Source organism: Enterococcus sp. AZ084 (genome assembly GCF_051714905.1).
GTDB classification, from domain to species: domain Bacteria; phylum Bacillota; class Bacilli; order Lactobacillales; family Enterococcaceae; genus Enterococcus_B; species Enterococcus_B pernyi.
Genome location: NZ_JBIOSS010000001.1, coordinates 1,607,692 through 1,620,040 on the forward strand (window position 1 = coordinate 1,607,692; position 12,349 = coordinate 1,620,040).

At 36.9% G+C, this 12,349-nt stretch carries 13 protein-coding genes; 2 read left to right on the top strand and 11 right to left on the bottom strand.

Annotated elements, in window-relative coordinates:
* Window positions 1-177: 177 nt before the first annotated feature.
* Entirely contained in the window at window positions 178-327 is a 150-nt protein-coding gene (locus tag IGI79_RS07405) for a hypothetical protein (RefSeq protein ID WP_010735353.1), read from the top strand.
* Window positions 328-1,071: 744 nt separating this feature from the next.
* Here the strand turns inward: IGI79_RS07405 and IGI79_RS07410 are convergent.
* Window positions 1,072-3,915, bottom strand: a complete 2,844-nt coding sequence (locus tag IGI79_RS07410) for an endo-beta-N-acetylglucosaminidase (RefSeq protein WP_438845805.1) — start codon at window positions 3,913-3,915, stop codon at window positions 1,072-1,074.
* A 303-nt stretch (window positions 3,916-4,218) separates the two neighbouring features.
* Window positions 4,219-5,025 (bottom strand): MerR family transcriptional regulator, encoded by an 807-nt coding sequence (locus IGI79_RS07415; RefSeq protein WP_438845806.1) that lies wholly within the window; start codon window positions 5,023-5,025, stop codon window positions 4,219-4,221.
* 417 nt (window positions 5,026-5,442) lie between these two features.
* On the opposite strand from IGI79_RS07415, the gene IGI79_RS07420 reads away from it, so the two are divergent.
* Window positions 5,443-6,459: a hypothetical protein gene (locus IGI79_RS07420; protein WP_065095741.1), complete on the top strand. Its 1,017-nt coding sequence runs from the start codon at window positions 5,443-5,445 to the stop codon at window positions 6,457-6,459.
* Between the two features lie 394 nt (window positions 6,460-6,853).
* Here IGI79_RS07420 and IGI79_RS07425 read toward each other — a convergent pair whose 3' ends face one another.
* The 9 genes from IGI79_RS07425 to IGI79_RS07465 form a co-directional block, all read right to left on the bottom strand.
* A complete protein-coding gene (locus IGI79_RS07425; protein ID WP_019724111.1) occupies window positions 6,854-7,288 on the bottom strand; it encodes a type II toxin-antitoxin system HicB family antitoxin in 435 nt (144 codons plus the stop codon).
* A 34-nt stretch (window positions 7,289-7,322) separates the two neighbouring features.
* Complete coding sequence (locus tag IGI79_RS07430; protein ID WP_029594205.1) at window positions 7,323-7,508, bottom strand: type II toxin-antitoxin system HicA family toxin; 186 nt, start codon at window positions 7,506-7,508, stop codon at window positions 7,323-7,325.
* Between the two features lie 263 nt (window positions 7,509-7,771).
* Complete coding sequence (locus IGI79_RS07435) at window positions 7,772-8,179, bottom strand: NusG domain II-containing protein (RefSeq protein WP_019724113.1); 408 nt, start codon at window positions 8,177-8,179, stop codon at window positions 7,772-7,774.
* Between the two features lie 36 nt (window positions 8,180-8,215).
* Entirely contained in the window at window positions 8,216-8,593 is a 378-nt protein-coding gene (locus tag IGI79_RS07440; protein ID WP_065095742.1) for a hypothetical protein, read from the bottom strand.
* A 31-nt stretch (window positions 8,594-8,624) separates the two neighbouring features.
* On the bottom strand, window positions 8,625-8,792 hold the full coding sequence (gene rpmF, locus IGI79_RS07445; protein ID WP_019724115.1) for a 50S ribosomal protein L32: 168 nt from the start codon (window positions 8,790-8,792) through the stop codon (window positions 8,625-8,627).
* Between the two features lie 17 nt (window positions 8,793-8,809).
* A complete protein-coding gene (rpsN, locus tag IGI79_RS07450; RefSeq protein ID WP_019724116.1) occupies window positions 8,810-9,079 on the bottom strand; it encodes a 30S ribosomal protein S14 in 270 nt (89 codons plus the stop codon).
* A 250-nt stretch (window positions 9,080-9,329) separates the two neighbouring features.
* Window positions 9,330-9,689, bottom strand: coding sequence for a YxeA family protein (locus IGI79_RS07455; protein WP_019724117.1), 360 nt, complete (start codon window positions 9,687-9,689; stop codon window positions 9,330-9,332).
* A 244-nt stretch (window positions 9,690-9,933) separates the two neighbouring features.
* Entirely contained in the window at window positions 9,934-11,322 is a 1,389-nt protein-coding gene (locus IGI79_RS07460; RefSeq protein ID WP_104776749.1) for a C39 family peptidase, read from the bottom strand.
* Window positions 11,323-11,547: 225 nt separating this feature from the next.
* Window positions 11,548-12,255, bottom strand: coding sequence for an ABC transporter ATP-binding protein (locus IGI79_RS07465; protein WP_065095746.1), 708 nt, complete (start codon window positions 12,253-12,255; stop codon window positions 11,548-11,550).
* Between the last annotated feature and the right edge of the window lie 94 nt (window positions 12,256-12,349).

Genomic DNA, 12,349 nt, shown 5'->3' on the forward strand with positions numbered 1-12,349 from the left:
TCCTTTTCACTTATGTAATCCAATTTTTTGTGTCAATGATCCACTTCAAATAATAATCATTATTATTTAATAAAAATACAGTTGATTCAATTCACCTATCTGTGCTATAATAGTTATGGAATTTCGTTATCAACGTATCGTTGCCTTTCAACAGAACAATAAGAAAGGAGAATGACTATGACATTCTATAACAAAGAATTACAATATCGTGTCACTCTTAATACCGATTTAAATCTTTTCGTCGTATTCGACAAAGAAGATAGCAATCGTGTAGCGACTGGTGTAACGATCGAACAAGCAGTGCAAGAACTTAAAAAATCCGCATAGGAGTGAAAACCTCGAATGGACGATTGCAACTCTAGTTCACAATAAGACACCTACTTGAAAGGTCAAAGTAGGTGTCTTAAATTTTATATGCGTGATGAAACTCCACTCTTATCTTACATATGACGATCGGATGATTCTAGCTTGTTCTTAGGAATATTCTCTTTTTCAATTATTTGATCCTATTTTCAGCAACTTGAAAAAGTACCTGATTTGCACTAATCTTCAACTAATCCTTACAATCTTTTTTGCTTTGTGCTAAAATTTCTTTTTCAAGATGAAAATATTTTTGTCTTTATAAGCCGTTTACAAGGAGGTTTGGAAGTGAAAACAGCGATAGCTCATTCTTCATGTAACACGAGAAATTGATGCTTCGATATTTTCAATATGATATGGAAAAGAATCTAACCGTATGGACTTTACTATTATGTTTGATCATTGGACTAGCTTTATTACTTTTTAATGTGATTAGTTGGACCACATACTTTGTTGTAGTATTAATTATTGCGGGATTGACGTTCTTTGAAAAAAAGCGACACTCAAACCTTAATAAGTAAATCTCTTTTGATTATATAAAGGCAACGAAACCTGTATTAGATATGCATTGCTAAATAAGCGCCACCCTCGAAAATCATTTTCATGGTTTCGAAAAGGGTGACGCTTATTTAGCAATGATGTGGATTTTAAACATCTCAATTATAATGATAAAACTGATGAGATGACAAATACACTTCTTATCCCACTAAGTTAGTGTAACAATTCTGGCAGTCCAAATACTTCAAATCCATAGATTCTTGCTGCAGTGTCTGATCCTTGTGTTGGTTTGTCAATACGTAATCGGACATATCGTGCAGATTGTACCGCAAAAGTCTCGACGGAGCTACTCGCCGTATTATTGGTAGTTTTGGCAACTTCTTTATATATCTCTCCATCTTCACTTGTTTCGATCGCATATGCTTTTGTATTCATATCAGGACTTTCTCCTCCTGCTTGCGCATGGTCTATGCGAACTTCACTAATGGTTTGAACACTCCCTAAGTCAAGTGTCAATTCATGTGGTGGCGTACCCGTTGCACACCATTTAGTCGACAAGTCGCCATCTATTGCAAAATGCGGGGCTTCCGCTTCGTTGGTATAAGAAGAAGCGGTCGCTTTCGCGTTTCGTGATAACAGCGGCAACTCCATTGGTACTTTATTAGAAATTGTAATCAAACCGTTTTTTTCGACAGGTGTCTCACCTGCTTGATTGCTTGCCGTTAATTTGACTTTATAAACACCTTCTTTGTGGTAAGTGACAACTGGCGAATGTTCATGACTTGTCGTGATATCCCCACCTTCAAATTCCCAAGTAACAGTTTCGGTATTTAAGGAAGACGTGTTTGTAAAAGTAATCGCTGATCCTGGAGCTGCTAAGGTTCTTGAAGCAGTAAAATCAGCTCTCGGGACTTTATTATCCGGCCAATCAAAAGAAACGGCCTCTGAAGGTTCACCTTGATTACCCAGCGCATCAACAGGCACGACAATCAATTTTGTCTGCGCGGTGTCTAAGGTTCGTTCAAGGGCATTGATATAATGATTCGTAGCTGGTGTTGCTCCTAAGAAAGATTTTGAGTTATCAGGATTCAACCGGTAGATTTCATAGTAGCTTGCTTGACTCTCCGTCTCATCCCAAGCCAGCCGTATGCCAGCGTATCGCCCTTCCTCTTCATCAAACACAACATCTTCAAGCGTCAGTCCTGACACTTTTGTGGCTTGAGGTTCCTTTCCACCTGTCAGAGCTAATTGACCTAAGTGTAACGCGTAATCCGACTGAGTTTCTGAAGAAGCAAGCTGATAAGAAAGGGTGTTGATTTTTTCTCCTGCCAATCGACTGACATCGTAGCTGACAGTTGTCCAATCCCGACCGATTGGTTCACTTGCTGAGATGATTTCTTTTCGCCCGTCAGCCATTTCCAGAACTAAGTCAAGTTGGCTCATGCTCGTTGCTTTTGCCGTTGTTGTGATAGAAGTTTTATCGAAAATGATTCCATCCATTCGGTAAAGTTTGATTGTACTTATTGCCTCGTTCTCCATACTCCCTTTAAGAAGCAAAGAATTTCCGCCACGAAACGCCTCATCGTAATCCATCTCAACGGCTAATTGATTTTCTCCTTGATGATCAAAGATCCAACGATACGTTGGCATCACGTCTTGCATACTGCGATTATTCCACTCTAGATCAGATACTTTTTTTCCATTGATAAAGTATCCATACCCATTCCCCATACTAAAATTCGTCACAAAAGGCATGCTGGTAATAGCGCTCTGCTCTACTGCATACGTAGAGATCCCAGGCCATTCTTTTTCTACCGGTGCCTTCCCTTTCGTTGGATCACCTTGTTCATTTACCCAAAAACGCATTTCACGACGTTGAAAATCAGCAGGATCACTAGCTGATGTGTATGTCCAACTTGGTACATACAGACCTAACGAAGTGTACGGAGTGCCCGTTTCATCTGTGAACAGCCGCCAATTCACTGGTGTATCAAAACCATTTTGTTGGACATCGATGCCCGCATATAATTGATAAGGATCAATGCCTAATTCATTTGCTTTCTTTTTAGAAGCTTTCAATAGCTCTTGACTAGCTAAACGATCGGTGTTCCACCAGAAATTCAAAAACATGCTATCTGCTAAAGGATTCATCTCCGCATCGACTAAAAAAGCTTGGTTTTTATCCGTCAGTGCATTTTGCCAATCCATCTTCCCTTCCGAAGTCATTGAATCATACCACATGATTTCTAATGCTGCTTCTTTTTGCTTGAATTGCTTGATGAATTCTTGCATCAAATCCGCATGTTTTTTACTCAATCCTTCTGTCGTATTCGCCCCTTCTACCTTTTTTTGATTGTTTGCATCATCGAAGCTTGTGACTACGGTGTCTGTTTCTTGATTGATAAACCAGCCATCAAACCCATATTGGTTAGCTACTTCGATCAATTGATCGACTAAAGGAAAGGTGCCATCCTCATCTTTTTGCAAGAATGTATCCAACCATTCGATTTTACCGCCATGAGCAGACTGCGGGAAGAAAACTGTCCCTAATACTGGCACGCCATTTTTATGGGCCGCATCAATGACATCAGGACTTGGCGGTACAATGATCCCTTCACCAGACGAACCACCCCAATACACAAGTTGATCAATATATTGCCAATTGGAAAATACATTGGCATCAAAAGTATTGATACCTCTAGGCGCATTTCCACTTGTACTACTATTCATGATCGACAAAGCGACAACTTTCATTTCTGGTGTCTGTGTATCATTTGAAGTGGTCAGTGCGTTTTTATCGATCCGTTTTGCCAAAGGTACTTGGCTAACATTATAAGGTGCATCTGGGTCTTTAGAAAATTCCCATTCTAGCAAGTCTTCAGGAAACCAGTAAGACGATTCCGGCTGATTATCCATTCCTCGTTGATACGTTGCTGCTTCTGTTTCTTTGTAATCAAACGTTTTAGTCTCTGCGTGATACGTTGTCCCACTACCAATTGCACTTGCTATTACTACTGCACAAAAGAGTCCGACCGCCATTTTTTTCTTTTCCTTCATCTCCACTCCTCCTAAATTTAATTGATTCACAAAAATGATAACGCTTTCTTTATTTTGGGTATATGAACAAATCATAGAACTTTCACAACAAATTATAGGTAACATGAACAAAAAAACTGATTTTGATCGTCGATCGAAATCAGTTTTTGTATTGTTGATTCGCTATTATGCCCTTTTACGATAGATTTTAATTGAAATCCTCATGAAACCAATCAACTATAATAAAACTTGGATTGTCTCTCAGCATGATTAGTTACTTCAACATTTTGACTTTTCGTCGTTTGTACAGTGATGACGGATTTTTCAATCATTCATTCTCTCGTTGAAAACTCGAATCTCATAAACGATTTCTTCTAATGTTCCAGTGGAAGCTTCTGCTTCGATCGCAAGAACAGTCGACTTTTTTTCAAATATTTCTGGAAACAACTCTGGAAGGCGCTCACCGTAACTTTTAGGACTAAATCTGCATGCGTATTCTCCACTAGGTAAAATCTTGATATTGTTACCAACATTTTTTGTAGGCTTGATTTCTATATACATATACTGGTGCACATTTTTATCAATAAATTCATAGAGAATACCAAAATCATATAAAGGCTCATACCCTGCTTCCATCGAGCGATCAAACAAATTGGCTGCTTCTGTATAAAGTGTCTTTTTGTTATCAGTCGGTTGATAAGGAAAAACATATAAGTACTTTTCTGACAATTGCCGAATATGTTGCTTTTTAGAATGTGGATATGTTTTTAACAAATTGATTTCTTCTTTTACCTCTTGCATTCCTTTTAAATTTTGTTGGAGCGAATCGATTTTTTGTTTCATTAATTCTTCGCTATATGATAAAAAAGATAGGTAATCGATGGAATTATTCGGATCACTGAAGCGATGCAATTCCTTTAAAGGCAAACCAATCTCTACACATGCTTGAATCAGCTCGACCGCACTCACTTGCGCTAAGGAATAATAGCGATAGCCAGAATCTGGATTGATGTACACCGGCAATAATACCCCGACTTGTTCATAATATCTTAACGATTTAATATTGACACCGGTTATTTTCGCCAATTCTCCGATACTCAACAATTCACTTCTTTTGTCCGTTTCTCTCATTACAATTCTCCTACATGATAATAATCTTTAATATCAAGCGTTCAGATACTGATTATATCATAAACTATTTTTATATATTATATTTTATCGTTATTTTTTAATCTAAAACTATTCACATAGATTCCTTTATTCAATATTTTCCACTCAGAAATTTTGATGAACAGCTATATTTATATCGTTTAAACATCACCCTTATTTTAGTTTTATGTAAAAAAACAAACGTACTTTTAACACAACTTGTATTATTCATTAGATAAAGATATAATATTAATGTGTTTTCGATGAAGAAGTTAAAACGCCCAAATTCAAATAAGTTTTTTTAAAAAATGAATAGGCTTTCAAACTTGGTTATAGGTCTACTTTTTTGGTAACTACTACATTTACATAGTAGTCAAAATAATTTTTTGGGGGAAAAAAATGAAAAAAATCGTTAGTCGTTCCATGTTATTGTTCGTTCTACTATTTCTAGCCGCCTGTGGAAAGCAAGTCAGTGTTGATGACCTGAAAGCCAATGATTGGCTGATTGAAGAATTAGAGGAAGTAGACATGATTGCCTCTTTCTCAAATCATGTCGTATCGTTTCGCATTGATCCTTCTTCTTACCAATCGACCGCTACCAATGAATGGGAAGCCTTGGGTGAAGAATTTGCGAAAAGCATGCTTGAAGAATTTCAATATAAGTTTGAATACACGTTAGAAGGAAATATCATGACCTGGGAAAACGACGGGGAAACAGGCAAGTATACAGTAACAAAAGAAGATAAAAATATTATTCTCACACCTACCAAAGATAACGAGGAAGATAAAAAACTTGTTCTGAAGCCATATGATAAAAGTAAAACAGCAACATCTTCTACTTCTTCAGACAGCACCACAACTGATAAAGACGCAACACATGATTCATCTCTCGTAGATATCACTGATAACTCAACTGAACTAAGCGGATCAGATGACGCATCAGGTGATTCTGCTTTTGGCAAACGTTCAAACCCTGTGCCCCTCGACAACCCGATCACGTTCGACACTGTTTATTATGATGACGAATATGAAGAAATCGATACAAATATTTCCTTAACCATCAGTAACGTTGTCCGTGGTGAAGAAGCGTATAATTATATGATCAGCATGGATGAGTACAATGAACCAGCACCAGAAGGAAAAGAATGGGTAGTTTTTGATGCAGAGCTAACTGTCAATAAAGGGAGCCAAGATGAGCCATATCGTGCTTTTTCTAGTTTTATACCAGTTAGTTCAACTGGAGAAGAAGTCAACCAAGAAAGTTATAGCTACTTAGGCAACGAAGAATTTGGGAACAAAGATTTGTACGAAGGTGGAACGGACAAAGGCAAAGTCGCATTGCTCGTTCCGATTGGTGACGATACGCTTATTGAATTTAATGATTTTACAAATAGGATTTTTTTCAAATTACAGTAACCTTTGAAAAGTAGCAATAAAACGTGCTAGAGGATCATAAGCACCGAACACAAATAATCAATCAAAAGGTAGTATAAGGATTAACCTCCTAGAATCAACTATGCTGTATCACATCTGCGAAAAGCCCTCATCTAAGTATTGATTTAGATGAGGGCTTTGGCTGACTTCTAGAATGATCATTCATCGAAAACTTTAAATGGTCTTTTCCTTTAATTGTAAATAAAAGATACAAGTCAACAATTGATTTATTATGAGACTGATTTTAAAAAGCTTTTTAAATTTTTTTAGAATCAGTTTCAACTAATTTATTCATAAAGATGTTCATCTACTGTCAGATTTCGAGAGCATTATTACTAGTGGAAGACATAAAAAGATACTAGTTTCCAAATCATTTTTATCTATTATTTTTACCTGAATGAAGAATATCATCCGCTTTATCTGCAATGGATTCTGTTAAAAGGACTGAAAAATTTATCCCCGCACGTTTACCTAATGTATCGGCCCATCGTGGAATCGTTAAAGTCTTTTTGATAAGTTCTGTATCCTTTAGATATTTAGCAACATCTACACGAATCAATGTCGTAAAGGAATCTTTTTCAACAAAGACTTCTTTGATCGGCGTCGGCTCTGGTATTGGCTCTCCGTGATCAATATAGTCCGCTAGAACCATACCTAACACCTCTTGTGCCATGGCAATTCCATAAGATATATCATCTTCATTGATTCCTGTATAAGCACCCTGAATATCAGGAAATTCAATGAAGTAACCGCCACCTTCTTCGGGTTTAAAAATAGCAGGATATGTTTTTGCTAAAGGTTCGCTTAACATCTCAGTCAATCCCTTCTTGTAATCAAATGCGAGATTATTTCAATCCCGCATCCTTCAAAATTTTTTGCTCAAGTCCTCGGCCTAGATCTTGATTGGCATGAACAGGGACAGTAATTCTAACACCATCTTTATAAAGGTGATGATGAGAGCCTTCCTGCCTTCGCTCAACCCAGCCATTCTTCTTCAATAACCGAAGCATTTCTTTTCCTGTAAGCGGTATTTTTCACTATACCTCCTTACAAAAACAACTATAGCACGTACCAACACGTACGTAAAGGAGAGACTATATTTTTAAAGAGCTATTTTTCTTGGTTGAGAAATGCTAAATTTTGAAATCATTTAAATAGATCATGCCACCTTGTTCAATTTTTAAATACATATTTTTTAATGTATAATCATATCTGATTGTACCCTATCACTCTGGAGACAAAAAAACTGCTACTATCAACTTTATCCTAGCTGATAGTAGCAGTTTTCTTTTACTTAATAGATATGATAATCCGACTGTCCTTCTTGTTCAATTGTAATAACTAGTCGATGCGGCAAACAGATACTCGTTTGTCCAGGTTCCGAGATCCAGCCAGTTCTGACAGCGATTTGATCGGGACTATTATCTTCTTTGACTCTGATCTTGCCTTCTTGGATTTCGACAATATTGTATTGGGTATCAGAAGGATGATAAGTCACCATCTTACTACTGATTTCATCTAAATCAAAACGTTCGACTTCTTTTCCGTCAATTTTGACTACTGCATACTTCACACTATTACCGCTTTCTGCGTTATCAAATGACAAAGCAAAGACAATTGTCGGAACGAAAGAAGCAACTACCAGAACAGTAATAATGATGATATCCCAAGGTTTTATACCTGATTTACGAAAGTTGTGCATATAGTTTGTCCTTTTGGATTTTCTTATTCTATCCTTTTATCGATCTTCTAAATAGATGTTGATTTGTTGTTCGTCATCATAATCCAGTTGATCAGTTTCAAGCATTTCCATTAATTCTATTTTCAAGTCTACAGGAATCTCCCAGAAGCCGTCAATAGATTTGAACAAATCGGCATCATGCTTTTGAAAAATAGGATAAATGTCCAAAAATTCTTCAAAGGATAAGTTTTGTTTTTCGTAATAGTCTTTGACAAAGCCTTGCTCTAGCGCATGTTCTGTAGGAAGGCCAGTTTCTGTGATCAGTTTCTTATCGACCATCGCACGATAGAATTCCCCTTTGTCTACAGGTTCTTTCACCGTTTTCGAATAATATTTGATTCCTTGTTCGACTAATGGTGGATAAATAATTTTCATTTCTTGAACCCCCCTTGCAGCTTCCAATCGGTTATTCTGTCACTTTGCGTCCTTTATAGTAGCCTTTTAAAGAGACATGATGGCTTCGACGATAATCACCAGTCACCTCGTCAAAGGAAATCTGTGGTTTCGTCAAACCTTGGTGTGTTCGTCGCAAACGTTTTTTTGCTTTCGATGTTTTTCTTGCTGGTACTGCCATGACTTTTTCCTCCTATTTTACCAACTTGCTTTTTTAATTCCTGGGATCAACCCTTGATGTGCCAGTTCTCTAAAAGTGATTCGAGACATGCCAAATTTTCTCATGTAGCCTCGAGGACGGCCATCTGTCTGATCTCTCAGTTTTAAACGATTAGGATTAGACTCTTTTGGCAACTTAGCTAGTCCTTCATAATCTTTTGCTGCTTTCAACTCTTGACGTTGTTCACTATATTTATTGATCAAAGCTACTTGCTTATTCATTTTTGCAATTTTTGATTTTTTTGCCACTAATAATCTGCTCCTTTATTTCACTTTATATTATACAAATCGTAATAATTACGTTTTGAGTAGAATAACATTACCATTTATTTATTTGTTTGTCAAAAAAGAAATACTAATAAAAAATATGGCTGAGCGGGCTTGGACTGAGCGTGTGTTTTTGAGAACATTGAAAAAGCCCCCATGACATGTATCACATCCATCACGGTGAGCTTTTTTTATTATTAACTACCTCAAATGTAATTAAACATTTCAGCCATTATATATTGATTTTTTGCAATGCTTTCGTAGGCACTTCGTTTTCTGCTACTTCACTCCAGCCTTTTCCTTGCATTCCTTTTGCATAGATTTTTAAGTATCTACCTTGCTTTAATTCGTGATCCACTAATTTTTTTACTGTTTGTTGATTGCCATCTTCATCGTATCCTTCAAACGTGTAGAGATAATCCTTCCCTTTTTTATCCCCACTACTTGTTTTTACATAATATTCTTTCACTTCTTTATCAGATAAAAAATTATCCGTTAATGCTTGAAAGCCTTCTGTCTTTGATTCAATAAAAAATGCACCGATTCCTAAAATAAGCGTAATTGCTAATAATCCTTTTACTAGTTTTCCCATTATCATTCCCACTTTCCTATTCTTTTTCACTTCCTGTCTAAATCATACTAAATAAGGCAATGATCCGAAATCTATTCTTCCTATGTTTAACTTACATTAACGTAATAGAATTTGTTTCTAACCATTGATTTTGATCTAGATAGAATAATGCAATAAAAATAACCCATAAAATCCAAACTATTCTCGGATCTTACAGGTTATGGGAAAAGAATTACTGCAACCATTGTTTTTGTTAAGCTTTAGTCTATCTTACAACTACCGCGTATTTACGTGCATTATAAATATTTTCAAATGTTGTCCGATTCATCCAATAAGAACCACTGATAGGATCAGATACATGGACTTGATTACTTCCTTTATTATATCCATCAAGAGTAACCGCATGATTATTATTCGCTGCGACACCAAAATTCCAATTCCCCCAACGGATTGGTTGGAAGTTGATCGTAACCCAAGCAACCACCGGATGGCCATTTTTGACTTCGTTTAACAACGTATTCATCGAGCTACCTGAAATATTTTGGACATTTCCATACTTCTTGCCCCACGTCGTCAAAGGTGCAGGATAAATTGCAGAATAAGTCCATGAATTTTCGACGAATGGGCTGCCAACAAAACCGCTGTTTGGATTACCATTCGGAGATTTAGGAATCGTGTTCAAGAATTGAGTCAAACTCCAGTTGGTGATCTTTCCTTTATATTGAAGTGCTTGCAATAATGAAGCCCCTTCACATCCACTTGGCGCACCTAACGCATATTGGTTGTAATTTTTCACACCCAATAGTTTATAGTCCTCTTGATTTTGTTGACCACTGCCAACTGCGTACCAACCAACACCTTCATAGACCCACCCTTGTTTCGTGATTACTTTTTTCTCGTTTTCATCTAATGTGTAATGGTGCCAGTTCACGCGTTTACTATATAAACGACTGACAGGAATGGCATTCGCCCCTTTGTAGGAATACCAACCGATTCCTTCATACTTCCAGCCTTGTTTCGTGATACTATCTCTTTCTTTTGCGTTCAACGTATAAAAATGTTCTCCATTATAGCGATTGTACAAACGATAGACTGGATCACCACTTGTCGGTGCCTGCCAACCAACACCTTCGTAATTCCAACCAATCCTTCTTAAATTATCTCGTTCACCAGTGTCTCTCGTGTAAAAATGCTCCCCACTATGTGGATTGAATAAACGATACATTGGAATCGTTTGCACAGCTGCTCGAAATAGTCTTGGAGAGCCTTCGATCAATTCCTCTTTTGGCGCTTGTGTGATATCCGCTTCGTTTTTACCAGCTTTTTCTGGCGCTTCCAAAGCGACTTCTACTCCATCGACGATTGCAGTTTGTGGTTGCTCTGGTTGAACTTCTGTTTCTTTACTCGCTTGTACTGGTGGCGTTTGTTGTGACTCTTGCGCTGGTATCTCTGTTTCTGTCGTTTCTGTCTGCTGACTGACTTCATTCGTTTCTGTACTATTTATCTGTGGAGCTGCTGACGTTTGAGTCGATTCAGTCGAGGTATCCATTGTAGACGAATCCTCTGCAAAAACTTGACTCACACCAAACGAACTCGTTAATATCGCAAGTATCGTGAACCCACAAATCCCCTTAGAAATAAATCCCCTTTTCATCTTTTTCCTCCTCATAAATGAACAAAAAATAGCAATAGATTTTACATAAGATGTTTCCTAAAAATATTATAACGATAGTAATATAAACTCTGATTAAATTATACATGAATCTATTTTTTTGTCCGAATGATTTGTTTAATCCATTTGAGAACCAAAGAAAGCATACGCTAATTTCATTGAGTAAAAGTAGATGGAGCTAAGGTAGATATGAATGAATCGTATCTTTTAGAATATGAGGGTTTCCAATGTTGGCGAACTTATATTATTATGAATGCGCCCATCCTTTAAAACAATTGCTCTGGAAGATTGACTGGCTAATTCTAGGTCATGAGTAACCATAACAATTGTCTTACCTTTGCTTACTAATTCTTTCAGTACTTCCATAATAAGGACACGTGAGTGAGTATCTAATGCGCTAGTAGGTTCATCTAAAAATAATATTTCTGGATCTGCTAATATTGTGCGCCCAATTGCAACTTTTTGTTGTTCACCACCCGAAAGAGCATCAATAGGCTGATGTAAATCCGCTTTTAATTCCAATCGTTTTGCCAAAGTATCGATATTTTCCCTTTTTATTTTGTGCCCATTCAATGTTCCTGGGAGTACCATATTATCGTAGGCTGACAATGAAGGTATGAGTTGAAAATCTTGAAAAATAAAACCAATTTTTTTACGACGAAACTTTGCTAATTTCGCTGCACTCCATCCATATGGTGATTCGCCATCGATCATCACCTCTCCCTCTGTAGGAGGTAATAAGCTAGAGATACAATGAAGCAACGTTGTTTTTCCTGAACCAGAAGGTCCTACGATCGATACAAACTCTTGTTGCTTTACATCAAAAGAAATATCAGTAAGCACTTGTAAAAGATTTCCTTTCGCAAGCTCTATTTCTTTTTTTAATTCGTTTATTGAAATAACTATCTCTCTCATCGATATTAACCTCCATAAAATCATTCTAGTTTATAAATCAAATTCTCATACAAAACTGTAGGGCGCAAACTACTCATTGATAGTAGAAGGATCT